The sequence below is a fragment of the Kerstersia similis genome (assembly GCF_965139615.1).
Taxonomy (GTDB): Bacteria; Pseudomonadota; Gammaproteobacteria; order Burkholderiales; family Burkholderiaceae_B; genus Kerstersia; species Kerstersia similis.
The window spans coordinates 18,611-33,015 of the sequence record NZ_CBCSIQ010000012.1 but is presented as its reverse complement, the minus strand read 5'-3'; the positions used below and the strand labels follow the sequence as shown (position 1 = coordinate 33,015).

Here is a 14,405-nt window from a genome sequence, read left to right as displayed (position 1 = left end):
AGGGAGGCTCAGGCGCCCCAGCTCAGGGTCAATTGATCGTCGTCCTCGTCGATGTTGCCCGACAGGGTGACAAGGTTGACGTGCAGTTGCTGCAGGTCGTACGGCTGGCCCGTATGCTCTTCGATCGTGGCGCGCTGGATGCTCAGGCGCCCCGGGGCGTCGATTTTCACCAGGCCCGGGGAATAAACCGCGCTGGCGTTCGGATTGTCCTGCAGGATGGCATCAACCACCGGGCGGGATTCCTCATTGGCCTGGAAGGCGATGAAAACATTGGAAGTCGTGCTGGTCATGGCGTCGGTCTCGGGTCAGTTCAGGGAAAGGCCGATCTTGGCCATGCGGGCATTGAGTTCTTCGCTGGCGGCGTGCAGCGCGGCTGCGCCGTCATCCTGCATGGCCAGCTTGGCGACGGGAACCAGGACTTCCTGGGCACGCGCGCCGTGACGAGCCAGCCATTCCTGCAGCTGCGCCTTGTTCTCGGCGGATTCGGCGGCCATGACTTTCAGAACGGCGTCGGTCCAGCGTGCCGATTCCTTGTGCCATTCCGGCATGAAAACCGTCAGCATCGCCAGGGGCGTACCGCCTTGCTGCGCCACATGGCCGTCGATGTACTGGCCATAGATCAGCGGATAGAGCAGGCCGTCGAGCACCACGTTCTGCAGAACGAACAGTTCGACCGGATCCATGACAATGAAGGAATCCTCGATGAAGCGGCGCAGCGGTTGCCAGGCCGGCGCTTCCAGCCAGTCGGCCTTGCCGGCATCCAGCAGCGAGGTGTCCGTGCCCATCAGCAGGCCCAGGCGCGTTAGATACTGTGCGGCACCCAGGTGATCCATTGCGTGCATCAGAACCGGCGCGGAAAACGCCGTGCCATAGCTGCGGCTACAGATGCTGCAATTGTTCATATTGCCGCCCCAGGCCACATGGCGCAGCGGCATCAGCGTGGCGGCGATATTGGCGCGCAGCGCATCGGGCATCATGTCCAGCAGGTCGCGCGATTCGACGAACTGGTAGTTGGAGTCCATGGCTTCCTGCTGGCGTGCGCGGGCCATGGTCCAGGTTGCGTAATAGAACTGGCGCGGGTCGCGCAGCGAGTTCCAGTCGGCCATGCGGATGGCCGTACGACGCTGGTCGAACAGCTCGTACTGGGGTTCCCAGGTGGCGCGGTAGTGAAAGTTTTCCGTGGGCTGGGTGCTCAGGATGGCTTCCAGATAGCGCGAAGCAGGCTTGTCGCCGGTATAAGCTTGGACGCGATCGAAGGTTTGACGCAGGGGCTGGATTTCCCGTGCCTGTAAATCAATGTTCATGCCTAGTCTCCTGTTGTTGTCGGTATGGCTGCATGCTTGCTTCAGTCTTCGTGCCCGGCTTCGTGCGGCGGAAGCATTTCTACGTTGTTGGCCTTGCAGAAGGCTTCGAAATCCGGGGGCATCAGAATCAGTTCCACGACCAATTCCTTCCAGCCCACGGAAAACTCAAATTCGATAAAGCCGTTATCACGCTGGCCAGTGACCCTGACATAGCGCTTGCTCAGGTCAACGGCGGGCAACGGGATGGAGGTGTCGTCTGTCGTCAGGGCACTCATGGGAATTTTTCCTTTTTGGCTGTCTGTTCCTGCTTTCTTGCAATAAGCGTGCCAGCTCCAGGAAATATCGATAAAACCAGGGTAAGCCCTTAAAAAATGAATCCGGGAACCCGGTTTCTACGGGGTGAAAAGAGAATCGTATTCATTTGATCGGCGGCGATTTACCCCGCATTGCAGCGCATCATGATGAGATGATGAATTCATCATCGAGGAATGCATGAATTCCGTATCAGGGAAAACAGCAGGATGCACGCGCACCCCAAAAAACGATAATCAGGCGCATAAATATCGATAAAAAAGAGACATGCCAGATACCAATACCCCTGTTTTCCCGTCTGACCGGGATCTGCGCCGGCTGCTGCGCTTTTCCCGTATGGATGGCCGGATCTGGCTGGCCGGCCAGCGCATGCTCTTGATGCATGCGAATACGCTGCGCGCCATGCGCAAGGAGATCATTCAGAGTTTTGGTTTGGAGCAGGCACGTACTCTGCTGACACGTGCTGGCTACTCCGCAGGCGAGCAGGATGGGCTGCTGGCCCGCCAGGTGCGGCCGGATCAGGGCGTGTTCGAAACCTTTGCCATCGGGCCGCAACTGCATATGCTGGAAGGCGCGGTGCAGGTCGAACCCCTGGTATTCGATTACCAGCCGCATGCCGATCCGGCCAAACGGCATTTCCATGCCATTTTCAATTGGTCCTATAGCTGGGAAGCGGAAGCGCAGATGCAGGAATACGGGCCGCAGGAGGATCCGGCCTGTTGGATGCAACTCGGCTATGCCTCCGGGTATTCCACGGCCTTTTTCCAGCAGCCGGTGTTGTTCAAGGAAGTACGGTGTACGGCCTGTGGGCACGCGCACTGCCAGATCGAAGGCCGCTTCCTGCACGAGTGGCCGGAGGCGCAGCGCGATGCCCTGAAGCAGGAGCCGGTGTCGGTCGAACAAACCGTGACCGCCTTGCGCCAGGAAGTCGAAGCCTTGCGCGGTCAACTCGACCAGAGCCGCCAGCGCACGCAATTGGTGGGGCAGTCGCCGGCCTTTGAACGCGCCTTCATGCTGTTGCAACGGGCGGCGCCGACACAGGTGACGGTGCTGTTGACCGGCCCGACCGGTGTCGGCAAGGAGCAGTTCGCCCGGGCGCTGCATGCGATGAGCGACCGCGCCGAGCAGCCTTTTGTTGCCATCAATTGCGCAGCCTTGCCGGCAGACCTGATCGAAAGCGAATTGTTCGGTGTGGAAAAGGGCGCCTATACCGGTGCGGTGCAGACCCGCCTGGGCCGGTTCGAGCGTGCGGATGGCGGTACCTTGTTCCTGGATGAACTGGGGGAGCTGCCCCTGGCCGCCCAGGCCAAGTTGCTGCGGGTGTTGCAGCAGGGGGAAATCGAGAAGCTGGGCGGTACGGAGGTGCGCAAGGTCAACGTGCGCGTGGTCGCTGCCACGAACGTCGATCTGGAACGAGCAGTGGAAGCCGGAACCTTCCGGCGTGATCTGCTGTACCGGTTGAATATCTACCCGATCCAGATTCCATCCTTGTGTGAGCGCCTGGATGACATTCCGCTGCTGGCCCGGCATATGCTGGAACAATACTGTACGCAGCATGGCAAGCGCGTGGCCGGTTTCAGCGGACCGGCCATGGCGGCGCTGTGCAACCACGATTGGCCGGGCAATGTCCGCGAGCTGGCCAACCTGATAGAGCGCGGGGTGATCCTGACGCCACCGGAACAACCCATTGACGCGGCAACCCTGTTTCCTTCGCTGGAAATGCCCCTGACGGATCACCTGGCGGCTTCAGGCCAGCTGGCCTCTGCTGATGATGAAACCAGTGAAGGCGATGCGGCAACCTTGTCGCAGCCGGGGAGCCTGCAGAGCGCCAGCGGCGTGTATTACCTGTTGCAGAAACAAGGCCTGGGCCTGGAAGATCTGGAAGGCCTGTTGCTACAGGAGGCTTTGGCCCAGGCGGGCGGAAACATGGCGGCGGCGGCACGGGCGCTGAAAATGACACGGCCCCAGCTGAGCTACCGTTTATCCCGCATCCGTTGCAAAGGAGAGGAATAGGCATGTCTAAGCGATCGTTTCTGGCACAGCTGACCGCGACGCTGGAGTGCGGCGAAGGTGACGATGAACTGCGGACGCTGACCGAGCAGACCTATGCCAGATTGCGGGCCGACATTATCGAAGGGCATTTGCAGCCGGGCAGCAAATTGCGCATCGACCATCTGCGGGGGCAGTATGGCGTCAGTGCGGGTACCTTGCGCGAATCGCTGACCCGTCTGGTCAGTGATGCCTTGGTGACGGCGGAAGGACAGCGTGGTTTTCGTGTCTCGCCCATTGCGCTGGAAGACCTGGAAGATCTGACCCAGCTACGTGTGCATATCGAGACGCATGCCTTGCGCCTGGCGATCCGGCACGGGGATGGCGCCTGGCGTCAGGGGCTGGAGGCGAGTTTTGCCGCCATGTCAGAGTTTGAACAGCCCTTGACCCTGGCACGCCGGCGCCAGTGGGAAATTCTCAATGCACGTTTTCATGAGGCCTTGCTGGCCGGTCACGAATCCCCCTGGACACGGCGTGTGCTGCGTCTGCTGACGCGTCATGGCGAGCGTTATCGCTGTTTTGCCATGCAGTTGTCCGGCATGACGCGTGATGTCCACCTGGAGCACAAAAGCATCTTTGAACTGGCCATGGCTGGCGAAGATGCGCGTGCCGCGCTGGCGCTGGAAGCACATATCTGCGCGACGCCGTACTCGCTGATGCGGGCCTTGCGGGAGGGCAGTATCGTTTTGCCCGGCATCGTGGCGGAACGTGGCGTACCGGTCTAGCCCAGCACGGGCCGTCCTGCGGCGCGCAGGAGTTCTGCGGTTTCGTGCAGGGGCAGCCCCATGACGCCGCTGTAGCTGCCATCCAGGCGTTCGATGAAGATGGATGCCAGTCCTTGAATGCCATAAGCACCTGCCTTGCCCTGGGCTTCCCCGCTGGCGCAATAGGCCTGGATTTCCGTTGCGCTCAAGGGTTTCATCCAGACCAGGGAGACAGACTCCCGTTCCAGCGTCCTGGCGTTGAGCGGATCGTACAGCGCGACCCAGGTGCGGACTTCATGGCGCTGCCCGGAGAGGCTGCGCAGGATGCGGGCGGCATCAGCGGCATCCACGGGTTTGCCAAGCAGTTCCTCGCCCAGCGCGACGGATGTATCCGCGCAGAGTATCAAACCGCGGGGCAGGCCTTGCTGTTCGACCCAGGCGACTGCACGCTGGGTTTTGTCCAGCGTGGTGCGTTGGGCGTAAGCGCGTACGCTTTCATCAGGCAGGCGCGGTTCATCCTCTCCTGGCGGCGACGGCACGCGCAGCACAGTGTGGTCCAGGCCAATCTGCGTCAGCAGTTCGCTGCGTCTGGGGCTGGCCGAGGCCAGATAGAGTGGCAAGGCAGCGGCAGGATGGGGCGTAGGGCTGGCAGAGAGGGGCATGGGGCGGTGGGCCTGATGGCGTGGCGGCACAATCAAGTCGTGTTGGCGCCGTTAGCAGTGGCGACACGGCGATGATGGGCCTATGGTTCTGTGATGCTGTGGCGGTGGGGCCTGTCTCAGCTGCGATGGTAGGGATGGTTTTGCAGGATGGTCCAGGCGCGGTAGAGCTGTTCAGCCAGCATGACCCGCACGAAGGGGTGGGGCAATGTCAGGGACGAGAGCCGCAGTGCCAGATGACCGCGCTGCTTGAGACTGGCATCCAGACCGTCCGGGCCGCCGATGATGAACGCGACGTCCCGTCCTTCCTGGCGCCATTCCTGCATGGCCTGGGAGAGCTTCATGGTGGTGTAGTCGCGCCCATGTTCATCCAGAATGACCAGCGTGCATTGGGGCGGCAGGGCGGTCTCGATGCGGCGGGCTTCGGCATCCATCATTTGCGCGGGCGTTTTACCGCCACTGCGGGGTTCCGGCTTGATTTCCCGCAGCACCAGCGGAAAATCGGCCGGCATGCGTTTGGCGTATTCGTTCCAGCCGGCTTCGATCCAGTCCGGCATGCGCTGGCCCACGGCCAGGATATGTAGTTTCACGGCGATGGCGTGGCAGCGGCGCAGGCGCTGCACGGGAAGAGGAGCGCCGCTCGCGGCTCAGGCCGGAACGGCGCGGGTGGCAAGAAAGGATCAGGCGTCCTGATCCAGGTTGGCATGCGGGTAGCCGGGGGCGATGGGCACCGGGCGGGTGGATTCCGGCAGGAGTTTGACCTGCACGGGTTTGTCGCCCCAGATTTCTTCCAGGTTGTAGTACTGGCGAATGGCGGGTTGCATGATGTGAACGACGATATCGCCCAGATCGACCAGCACCCATTCCCCGGTTTCCATGCCTTCTTCGGCCAGCACCGGGATGCCCAGTTCACGGGCGCAATCGCCAACGCTCTTGGCCAGCGCGCGGGTCTGGCGGTTGGACGAGGCAGAGGTAATGATGACGCGGTCGAACAGGCCGGTCAGATGGGTGGTATTGAATACCTTGATGTCCTGTGCCTTGACGTCTTCCAGCGCGTCAAGCACGGCGCGTTGCAGTTTTTGTATATCCATGCGGGAAATATAGCGCGATCAGATGCAGCGTGGCTGCGGGAAAGAGGTGTGTTGCCGGAATGATGCAGGCAAGTGATGCCTGATGCCGCCCTTATGGGCGGCTTCAGTCAGGGATGGCCGGCCTCGCGGTAAAGGCCATGGGCATTGATATAGTCGGCCACGGCAGGGGCGACCAGGTCTTGCAGGGATTCCCCGCGCGCCTGGCGCGCCCGGATGTCCGATGCCGAGATCTGACGGGGAGTGAAGGGAATGATTTCCAGCTGGCGGCCATGCGTGGCCAGAGCGGCCGCCAGGGCAGGGGGAGGCGCGAGGGCAGAGCCGGGCCGTTGGGCCACGGCAAGGTCGATGCGCGCAATAATGTCCTGCCAGTCGCGCCAGGTGCAGAAATTGACCAGTTGATCCGTGCCCAGCAGCCAGACATAGCGAACGCCAGCGGGCAGTTGCCGGATGGTATCTATGGTGTAGGTCGGCCCGCCGCGATCCAGTTCGCTGGTGTTGATGGAAAACCGATCCTGGCCGGCCAGGGTCAGGCGCAGCATATCCAGGCGCTGGGCTTCGCTGGCCTGCAGCGGACGGCGCTGCCAGGGCTGGGCGGCAGGAATGAACTGCACGCCCGCCAGGTGAAGCTGGGTCAGCGCTGCCTGCGCCAGCGCAAGATGCGCCAGATGAACGGGGTCGAAACTGCCGCCCAGCAGGCCGATGCGCGGCAGGGAATCAGTAGCGCAGACAGGAACGACAGGCATTAAATCCAATCTCTGGGCGTCAGGAATTCATACAGCCGGGCTTCCGGCGAACGCGGTTCCGGCTGCCAGTCGTACCGCCAGTGCGCCACAGGCGGCATGGACAGCAGGATGGATTCCGTACGGCCGCCGGATTGCAGGCCGAACAGGGTGCCACGGTCGAACACGAGGTTGAATTCAACATACCGGCCGCGCCGGTAAGCCTGGAAGTCGCGTTCGCGTTCGCCATATTCCTGAACGATGCGGCGCTCGACGATGGGCAGGTAAGCCTGCAGGAAACAGTCTCCCACCGAACGCGTCAGGGCAAAGGCGCCATCGAAATCCGGGACATCCAGGTCGTCGAAGAAAATGCCGCCGATCCCGCGCGTTTCCTTGCGATGCTTGAGATAGAAATACTCGTCGCACCAGCCTTTGAAGCGCGGATAGTACTCCTCGCCGAAAGGAGCGAGGGCATCATGACAGACCTGGTGAAAATGACGGGCGTCGTCTTCATAGGCATAGTAGGGCGTCAGATCCAGTCCGCCGCCGAACCAGAAACGGTCGCCGTCGTCGATGCCTGGCCGAGCCTTGGCAACGAACAGGCGTACGTTCATGTGCGTGGTCGGCACATAGGGATTGCGCGGGTGCAGCACCATGGAAATGCCCATGGCTTCCCAGGGGCGGCCTGCCAGTTCGCGCCGGTGGGCGCTGGCAGAGGGCGGCAGGGTGGCGCCCTGCACATGGCTGAACAGCACGCCGCCGCGCTCCAGGAATTCGCCGCCTTCGATCAGCCGGGAAATCCCGCCGCCGCCTTCCTCGCGCTCCCAGCGGTCTTCGCGGAAAGGCTCATTGCTGACCTGTTCCAGGCCGGCGACGATGCGCTGCTGCAGGTCAAGGAAATATTGCCTGGCAGATGACAGGGGAATGGACGGCATGATGCGGCTCCTGCGGGAAGTTGTAAGGGTCAGGCCGCGCCCGAACCTCGTTTGAACGCGCGCCAGCCGATGTCCGTGCGGTATTGGCGTCCATCGAAATGGACGCGTTCCACCGTGTCATAGGCCAGATCGCGGGCGATGCGCAGCGAATCTCCCAGGGCAGTGACGCACAACACGCGGCCGCCGTTGGTCAGAACATCCTGGCCGTCATAGCGCGTTCCTGCGTGGAACACCATGACGTCGGAGTGATCGGCCGGCAGGCCGGTGATGGCGTCACCACGGCGGGGTTCGCCGGGGTAGTTGGCCGCTGCCAGCACAACGCCAATCGCCGTGCGCCTATCCCAGGTGATTTCCGCCTGGTCGAGCGTACCTTCCACTGCATTTTCGAGGACATCGACGAAATCGCTTTTGATCCTCATCATGATGGGCTGAGTTTCCGGGTCGCCCATGCGGCAATTGAACTCCAGCACCTTGATCGGGCGGGCCGGGTCGTCGCCCGGAGCGATCATCAGGCCGGCGTACAGGAAACCGGTGTAGGGAATACCGTCGCGCGCCATGCCCTGCACGGTCGGCAGAATCACTTCGCGCATGATGCGGTGGTGCATTTCGGGTGTAACCACGGGCGCGGGCGAGTAGGCGCCCATGCCGCCGGTGTTCGGGCCGGTGTCGCCGTCGCCCAGGCGCTTGTGGTCCTGGCTGGTGGCCAGGGCCAGCACATTGCGGCCATCCACCATGACGATGAAGCTGGCTTCTTCGCCTTGCAGGAATTCTTCGATGACGACACGCGCCCCGGCTGCGCCCAGCGAGCCGTCGCCCAGCATGGCATCCACGGCCTCATGGGCCTGTTCCAGCGTTTCCGCCACGACCACGCCCTTGCCGGCCGCCAGGCCATCGGCCTTGATGACGATGGGCGCGCCCTGGGCATCAATATAGGCGTGAGCCTGGGCCGGGTCGGTGAAGGTCTGGTAGGCCGCCGTGGGAATATTGTGGCGGAACAGGAAAGCCTTGGCGTAGTCCTTGGAACTTTCCAGCTGTGCGGCCGCCTTGGAGGGGCCGAAAATCTTCAGCTTGCGGGCACGGAACACATCCACCACGCCTGCCGCCAACGGTGCTTCCGGCCCGACCACCGTCAGCGCGATTTGTTCGCGCTGGGCGAAATCGGCCAACTCTTCGGGATCGGTGATGTCCACGTTTTCCAGGTTGCGGGCGAGCGCCGTGCCGCCGTTGCCCGGTGCGACATAGACTTTGTGGACGCGTTCCGATTGCGCCAGGCGCCATGCCAGGGCATGTTCGCGGCCGCCCGAGCCGATGACCAAGAGTTTCATGTTTGAGTCAGAAGGGTGGTTGCCACGCCTTGCGTGGAGGATACTGCCAGGCCTGCATCCGCTGCCGGATGCAGGCTCTGTTTTTTTATCGGTGGCAGCAGGTTGCCCTGCCGCGCTGCCGGGACGGCCTTATTCGGTTTCGTCCAGGACGGCGGTGGTAAATACCTCCTGGACATCGTCCAGGGCTTCCAGCGCATCGAGCAGCTTTTGCATCTTGGCAGCGTCTTCGCCAGCCAGTTCGGTTTCGTTCAGTGCCTTCATGATGATGCCATCGACTTCGGGCGTCAGCTTCGCAGCCAATAGCGCGTCGCGCACGGCGGCGTAGTCGCCCGGTGCGGTGATGACTTCGATCACGCCTTCCTCATCGGTCTGGATATCTTCGGCGCCGGCTTCCAGCGCGATTTCCATGACCTGTTCTTCGGAGGTGCCCGGCGCGAAAATGAACTGGCCGCAATGCTTGAACATGAAGGCCACCGAGCCTTCCTGGCCCAGATTGCCGCCGTTTTTCGCAAAGGCGTGGCGGACTTCGGCCACGGTGCGGGTGCGGTTGTCCGTCATGGCATCGACGATCACAGCGGCGCCGCCGATGCCGTAGCCTTCGTAGCGGATTTCTTCGTAATTGGCACCATCGCCGCCGCCGGCCCCGCGCGTAATGGCGCGCTGGATGTTGTCCTTGGGCATGTTGACGTCGGTGGCCTTGTCCCAGGCCAGGCGCAAGCGGGGGTTGGTGGCCGGGTCAGGGCCGCCGGCGCGTGCGGCGACAGTGATTTCACGGATGATCTTGGTCCAGATCTTGCCGCGCTTGGCGTCCTGACGCCCTTTGCGGTGCTGGATGTTAGCCCACTTGCTGTGTCCGGCCATAGTGCTCTGAAATAAAGGAAAAAAACGGAAAGAACCGGGATTTTAGCTTGCTTGAGGCTTCACGGGGAAAATCAGGCGCTGCCCCGCAGGGGAATGCCGTCGAGCATTCTCTTGCGGGACGCCAGGTGGCCCTGCCCCTGCCGCCAGGAGGGGCTGTCCGTGCCGGATTTACTCGGGCTTGCGTGCGGCCGGCCCCGACAAGGAATCCGGGAAGGTCATTTCGTCCAGGCGGACAAACCGGCCGCCCTTGATCAGCCTGTAGCCCAGCCAGATCAGCAGGAACAGCGGCAGGCCGATATAGGTGGCGACGACGCCCAGCCAGTCGATCTGATCGTTGAGGAAGGCTTCATAGTTTTGCCCCAAGGTGATGATCAGGCACAGGACAAAGGCAAAGATCGGGCCGAACGGGAACAGGCCGGCGCGATAGGGCAGCAGGCTGAGATCACGCCCCTGGTGCATATAGCCACGGCGGAAACGGTAGTGGCTGATGGCAATTCCCAGCCAGGCGATAAAGCCCGTCATGCCGGAGGCATTGAGCAGCCAGATATAGATCGCGCTGGGGCTGAAGATGGACGCCAGGAAGCACAGCGCCGCGACGGCGGCAGTGGCCAGCAGGGCATAGCGCGGAACGCCGTTGACCGACAGGCGGGAAAAGATGCGTGGTGCTTTGCCTTCCAGCGCCAGGTTGTAGAGCATCCGCGTGGAGGCATACATGCCCGAATTTCCGGCCGACAGCACGGAAGTCAGGATCACGGCGTTCATGACGGCGGCGGCCGATAGCAGGCCGGCTTTTTCGAACACCAGGGTGAACGGACTCACACTGATGTCCGAGACATCATTGCGCAGCAATTGCGGATCCGTATAGGGAATCAACAGGCTGATGACGAAAATCGCCAGGACATAGAACAGCAGAATGCGCCAGAATACCTTGCGCACGGCACGCGGAATATTGCGTGCCGGGTCTTCCGATTCGCCGGCTGCGATACCGATCAGTTCCGTGCCCTGGAAGGAAAAGCCTACGACCATCGCCACACCGATCATGGTGGCGACGCCGCCGGCGAACGGCGCATCGCCTATCGTCCAATTGGACAGGCCGCTGTGCTCGCCACCCTTGAGAATGCCCAGCACCATCAGGAAGCCGGCGCCGATGAAGCACAGCACGGTCACGACCTTGATTGCGGCGAACCAGTATTCGGTTTCGGCAAAGCCCCGCACTGACTGGTAATTCAGCGCAAAGAGCAAGCACAGGAACAGGGCGCTCCAGATGATGCCGGGCACATCCGGGAACCAGTAGGCCATGACCAGCTGCGCGGCCACCAGATCGACGGCAATCGTGACGGCCCAGTTGTACCAGTAGTTCCAGCCCAGGGCGAAGCCGAAGCCATCATCGACATAACGGGCGCCATAGGTAGCGAATGAACCGGAGACTGGCATGCAGGCCGCGAGTTCGCCCAGGCTGGTCATCAGGAAATAGACCATCAGCCCGATCAGGACATAGGACAGCAGGGCGCCGCCGGGGCCGGCTTGGGAAATCGTGGCGCCGGAGGCAACAAACAGGCCTGTGCCGATGGAGCCGCCGATGGCGATCATGGACAGGTGCCGGGCCTTGAGTTCGCGCTTGAGGCCGCCCGCAGGCGGAGACGATGTTTGGGAAGGGGCAGATTGGCTGCTTGTGGTCACGGGAGGGCGGGCGTGCCGGCACGGCCGATGCCGCTGGCGCGGCGCAGGCCGGAAGAGGCAGCGCATTGGATGAAAAACCGGCGAATCATAGCAGCGTCCCCGGCTTCGGGTCACCGAAAACCTTATCCGAGGACAGACGGCTCTCCATGAAAAATGGGATCGCTGGATGTTAAAGACGGGAAAGTGGGCTGCGACGCACACTGGAAAGCCCTACACTCGGCTTTATTTTCTTCCTGGGAAATACCCATGAACGCCGCCCCGATTCTTGTTGCCCGCAACGCCGAAACAGAAGTCTGCTTGCTGCCTGCCCTGGCCAACCGTCATGGTTGCATCACCGGGGCCACCGGCACCGGCAAGACCGTGACCCTGCAGGTATTGGCGGAAGCGTTCTCGCGCCTGGGAACGCCGGTATTCATGGCCGACGTCAAGGGCGACCTGACCGGGCTGGCGCAAGCCGGCGCGGCTTCCCCGAAGCTGTCGGCGCGTCTGGAAAAGCTGGGCCTGCCACAGCCGCAATGGGGCGCTTGCCCGGTGGAGCTGTGGGATGTGTTCGGCGAACAGGGCCATCCGGTGCGCGCCACGATTTCCGATATGGGGCCGATGCTGCTGTCGCGCATGCTCAATCTCAATGCGACCCAGGAGGGAGTGCTGTCCCTGGTGTTCCGGGTGGCGGACGACGAGGGCCTGCTGCTGCTCGATATGAAAGATCTGCGCGCGATGCTGCAGAACGTGGCGGATCGGGCAGCGGAATTGCGTACCCGCTATGGCAATGTTTCCAGCGCTTCAGTGGGGGCGATCCAGCGCGCCTTGCTGACGCTGGAGAGCCAGGGGGCCGACCAGTTCTTTGGCGAGCCCATGCTGGATATTGCCGATCTGATGCGCACGGACGCCCAGGGGCGCGGTGTGGTCAATATTCTGGCGGCAGACAAGCTGATGCAGTCCCCCCGCTTGTATTCGGTTTTCCTGCTGTGGCTGCTGGCAGAGCTATTCGAGCGCTTGCCGGAAGTCGGTGATCTCGACAAACCGCGCCTGGTGTTCTTCTTTGATGAAGCCCATCTGTTGTTCAACGATGCGCCGGCGGCATTGCTGGAGAAAATCGAGCAGGTTGTGCGCCTGATCCGCTCCAAGGGCGTGGGGGTGTATTTCGTGACGCAGAATCCCGCCGATATTCCGGAAACGGTGCTGGGGCAGCTGGGCAATCGCGTGCAGCACGCTTTGCGGGCCTTCACGCCACGCGATCAGAAGGCCGTCAGGACGGCGGCCGAGACCATGCGTCCGAATCCCAGCCTGAACATCACGGCAGCGATTACCGAATTGGCCGTAGGCGAGGCGCTGGTGTCCCTGCTGGATGAGCAGGGCCGCCCCGGCGTGACGCAGCGTGCCTGGATAGGCGCGCCGGGTTCGCAGATCGGCCCGATTCCGCAGGAGCAGCGGCAAGCGCTGCGTCTGGCCTCACAGATGGATTTGCGCTATGGCCGGATGGTGGATAGGGAGTCCGCGTATGAAATCCTGGCGGCACGGGCGGTGGCGTCCGTCGCCGGTACGCCGGCGGACGCCGCTGCAGGAAAGATGGCTGAGACGGCGGTGGCGCAGCAGGACGACGCAGGCAACCCCATGCTCAAGGCGGTCAATGAGTTGCTGTTCGGTTCTACCGGGCCTCGCGGCGGGAAACGGGATGGCGTGGTGCAGAGCGTTGTTAAAAGCACGGCACGGTCCATGGGCAATTCGCTGGTGCGCGGCATTCTGGGTTCCCTGATGGGATCCAAGCGGCGTTGATGCCGAGAGGCGTCCTTAGTCGGGTGCCGGTGGCAAGGGCGGGCTGGCTGGCGTGGCGGCGCGTCGGCGTGCGGAGAGCACGATGGCGCAGAGAATCAGGGCGGCGCCGGCCAGCATGCGTACCGACGGACGCTCATTGAAGAGCCACCAGGCGCCCGCAATGGCATAGACGGGTTCCAGCGCAATAATCATGCCGCTGCTGCGTGCGCTGAGCCCGGCCAGGCTGGCTACGAACAAGCCGTGCGCGAGCCCGGTGCAAAGCAGGCCGAGCAAGGCCAGATTGAGCCAGTCCATGCCGTCCAGCTGCAGCCATCCTCGGGCGGCGAAGGGCAGCAAAATCAACGTGACGGTCGTGTTTTGCCAGAAGGCCACCTGTGCTGCCGGCAAGCCGCGGACGGCGCGTCGGTTGGCTACCGCCAGGACAGCGAAGGAAAAACCCGATGCCACGCCCCAGAGCAGGCCGATGGTGCCGTGGCTGGCAAGATGGAACGAGGGTGTCACCAGTACCAGCCCGGCGCTGGCCAGTCCCAGCAGCAGCCCTTCATCGGGGCCGATGCGCTCTTGGAACAGGGCGCAATCCAGCAGTGCGATAAATGCCGGAAAACTGGCGAAACCCAGTGTTGCCATGGCCACGCCACCGGTTTTGACCGCCGTGAAAAAAGTCACCCAGTGCAGCGCCAGCAGGGCGCCGGTTGCCAGCAACAGGGCGGATTGGCGTGTTGACAGGCGCGGGGACAGGCTGGCGCCACGCCAGCAGGCAAACCCTGCCAGGGCGGCGCTGGCAAACAGCGCCCGTCCGAAGGTGACGGTGACGGCATCGGCATGAATCAGTGCGCCGAAAATTCCGCTCAGGCCGAAGAGCAGGGCAGCCAGATGGGCCTGCAGTCGGGATGCCGCTGGCGAGGCGGGGCGTGTTGCGGACAGGGCGGGGCGGTGAGAGGTCATGGGTGATGCAGGGGAATAGGGGAGGATCAGCCGGGCCGACCCTAA

Annotated in this window: 15 protein-coding genes; 3 read left to right on the top strand and 12 right to left on the bottom strand. The window is 62.7% G+C overall.

Going from position 1 to position 14,405, the window contains the following annotated elements; all coding sequences use genetic code 11:
- Positions 1-8: 8 nt before the first annotated feature.
- The 3 genes from ACNA1V_RS09140 to ACNA1V_RS09130 are packed head-to-tail and all read right to left on the bottom strand — an operon-like array spanning position 9 to position 1,579.
- Positions 9-290, bottom strand: a complete 282-nt coding sequence (locus tag ACNA1V_RS09140) for an MmoB/DmpM family protein (RefSeq protein WP_415833294.1) — start codon at positions 288-290, stop codon at positions 9-11.
- 15 nt (positions 291-305) lie between these two features.
- Positions 306-1,304 carry a ferritin family protein gene (locus ACNA1V_RS09135; protein ID WP_415833293.1) on the bottom strand — a complete coding sequence of 333 codons (999 nt, stop codon included), beginning with the start codon at positions 1,302-1,304 and terminating at the stop codon, positions 306-308.
- 41 nt (positions 1,305-1,345) lie between these two features.
- Positions 1,346-1,579: a phenol hydroxylase subunit gene (locus ACNA1V_RS09130; RefSeq protein WP_415833292.1), complete on the bottom strand. Its 234-nt coding sequence runs from the start codon at positions 1,577-1,579 to the stop codon at positions 1,346-1,348.
- A gap of 304 nt (positions 1,580-1,883) precedes the next feature.
- Here ACNA1V_RS09130 and ACNA1V_RS09125 point away from each other — a divergent pair, with 304 nt between their 5' ends.
- Positions 1,884-3,629: a sigma 54-interacting transcriptional regulator gene (locus ACNA1V_RS09125; protein WP_415833291.1), complete on the top strand. Its 1,746-nt coding sequence runs from the start codon at positions 1,884-1,886 to the stop codon at positions 3,627-3,629.
- 2 nt (positions 3,630-3,631) lie between these two features.
- Complete coding sequence (locus tag ACNA1V_RS09120) at positions 3,632-4,390, top strand: GntR family transcriptional regulator (RefSeq protein ID WP_415833290.1); 759 nt, start codon at positions 3,632-3,634, stop codon at positions 4,388-4,390.
- Here ACNA1V_RS09120 and ACNA1V_RS09115 read toward each other — a convergent pair.
- The 8 genes from ACNA1V_RS09115 to ACNA1V_RS09080 form a co-directional block, all read right to left on the bottom strand.
- Positions 4,387-5,031: a Maf family protein gene (locus ACNA1V_RS09115; protein WP_415833289.1), complete on the bottom strand. Its 645-nt coding sequence runs from the start codon at positions 5,029-5,031 to the stop codon at positions 4,387-4,389. The genes ACNA1V_RS09120 and ACNA1V_RS09115 overlap by 4 nt on opposite strands.
- Before the next feature lie 116 nt (positions 5,032-5,147).
- Positions 5,148-5,618: a 23S rRNA (pseudouridine(1915)-N(3))-methyltransferase RlmH gene (rlmH, locus tag ACNA1V_RS09110; protein WP_415833288.1), complete on the bottom strand. Its 471-nt coding sequence runs from the start codon at positions 5,616-5,618 to the stop codon at positions 5,148-5,150.
- 90 nt (positions 5,619-5,708) lie between these two features.
- A complete protein-coding gene (gene rsfS / locus ACNA1V_RS09105) occupies positions 5,709-6,119 on the bottom strand; it encodes a ribosome silencing factor (RefSeq protein WP_415833286.1) in 411 nt (136 codons plus the stop codon).
- Positions 6,120-6,226: 107 nt separating this feature from the next.
- Positions 6,227-6,829 (bottom strand): nicotinate (nicotinamide) nucleotide adenylyltransferase, encoded by a 603-nt coding sequence (gene nadD, locus ACNA1V_RS09100; RefSeq protein ID WP_415833359.1) that lies wholly within the window; start codon positions 6,827-6,829, stop codon positions 6,227-6,229.
- Positions 6,830-6,861: 32 nt separating this feature from the next.
- Positions 6,862-7,773, bottom strand: a complete 912-nt coding sequence (gene hemF, locus ACNA1V_RS09095; protein ID WP_415833284.1) for an oxygen-dependent coproporphyrinogen oxidase — start codon at positions 7,771-7,773, stop codon at positions 6,862-6,864.
- A gap of 29 nt (positions 7,774-7,802) precedes the next feature.
- The gene (gene purD, locus ACNA1V_RS09090; RefSeq protein WP_415833283.1) at positions 7,803-9,098 is read right to left on the bottom strand and encodes a phosphoribosylamine--glycine ligase; all 1,296 of its coding nucleotides are present in this window, start codon (positions 9,096-9,098) and stop codon (positions 7,803-7,805) included.
- Between the two features lie 129 nt (positions 9,099-9,227).
- Positions 9,228-9,959: a YebC/PmpR family DNA-binding transcriptional regulator gene (locus tag ACNA1V_RS09085; protein WP_415833282.1), complete on the bottom strand. Its 732-nt coding sequence runs from the start codon at positions 9,957-9,959 to the stop codon at positions 9,228-9,230.
- Between the two features lie 168 nt (positions 9,960-10,127).
- The gene (locus tag ACNA1V_RS09080; RefSeq protein WP_415833281.1) at positions 10,128-11,639 is read right to left on the bottom strand and encodes an amino acid permease; all 1,512 of its coding nucleotides are present in this window, start codon (positions 11,637-11,639) and stop codon (positions 10,128-10,130) included.
- Positions 11,640-11,885: 246 nt separating this feature from the next.
- Between ACNA1V_RS09080 and ACNA1V_RS09075 the strand changes: the two genes are divergently transcribed.
- The gene (locus tag ACNA1V_RS09075) at positions 11,886-13,415 is read left to right on the top strand and encodes a helicase HerA-like C-terminal domain-containing protein (RefSeq protein ID WP_415833280.1); all 1,530 of its coding nucleotides are present in this window, start codon (positions 11,886-11,888) and stop codon (positions 13,413-13,415) included.
- Positions 13,416-13,430: 15 nt separating this feature from the next.
- On the opposite strand, the gene ACNA1V_RS09070 is transcribed toward ACNA1V_RS09075, so the two are convergent.
- The gene (locus ACNA1V_RS09070) at positions 13,431-14,360 is read right to left on the bottom strand and encodes a DMT family transporter (RefSeq protein ID WP_415833279.1); all 930 of its coding nucleotides are present in this window, start codon (positions 14,358-14,360) and stop codon (positions 13,431-13,433) included.
- Between the last annotated feature and the right edge of the window lie 45 nt (positions 14,361-14,405).

Excerpts from the sequence above, each read along its gene's own strand:
- purD (WP_415833283.1), bottom strand. The coding sequence starts at position 9,098 with ATGAAACTCTTGGTCATCGGCTCGGGCGGCCGCGAACATGCCCTGGCA.
- ACNA1V_RS09140 (WP_415833294.1), bottom strand. The coding sequence starts at position 290 with ATGACCAGCACGACTTCCAATGTTTTCATCGCCTTCCAGGCCAATGAG.
- rsfS (WP_415833286.1), bottom strand. The coding sequence starts at position 6,119 with ATGGATATACAAAAACTGCAACGCGCCGTGCTTGACGCGCTGGAAGAC.
- ACNA1V_RS09070 (WP_415833279.1), bottom strand. The coding sequence starts at position 14,360 with ATGACCTCTCACCGCCCCGCCCTGTCCGCAACACGCCCCGCCTCGCCA.
- ACNA1V_RS09085 (WP_415833282.1), bottom strand. The coding sequence starts at position 9,959 with ATGGCCGGACACAGCAAGTGGGCTAACATCCAGCACCGCAAAGGGCGT.
- hemF (WP_415833284.1), bottom strand. The coding sequence starts at position 7,773 with ATGCCGTCCATTCCCCTGTCATCTGCCAGGCAATATTTCCTTGACCTG.
- ACNA1V_RS09075 (WP_415833280.1), top strand. The coding sequence starts at position 11,886 with ATGAACGCCGCCCCGATTCTTGTTGCCCGCAACGCCGAAACAGAAGTC.
- ACNA1V_RS09130 (WP_415833292.1), bottom strand. The coding sequence starts at position 1,579 with ATGAGTGCCCTGACGACAGACGACACCTCCATCCCGTTGCCCGCCGTT.
- ACNA1V_RS09135 (WP_415833293.1), bottom strand. The coding sequence starts at position 1,304 with ATGAACATTGATTTACAGGCACGGGAAATCCAGCCCCTGCGTCAAACC.
- ACNA1V_RS09115 (WP_415833289.1), bottom strand. The coding sequence starts at position 5,031 with ATGCCCCTCTCTGCCAGCCCTACGCCCCATCCTGCCGCTGCCTTGCCA.
- ACNA1V_RS09125 (WP_415833291.1), top strand. The coding sequence starts at position 1,884 with ATGCCAGATACCAATACCCCTGTTTTCCCGTCTGACCGGGATCTGCGC.
- ACNA1V_RS09120 (WP_415833290.1), top strand. The coding sequence starts at position 3,632 with ATGTCTAAGCGATCGTTTCTGGCACAGCTGACCGCGACGCTGGAGTGC.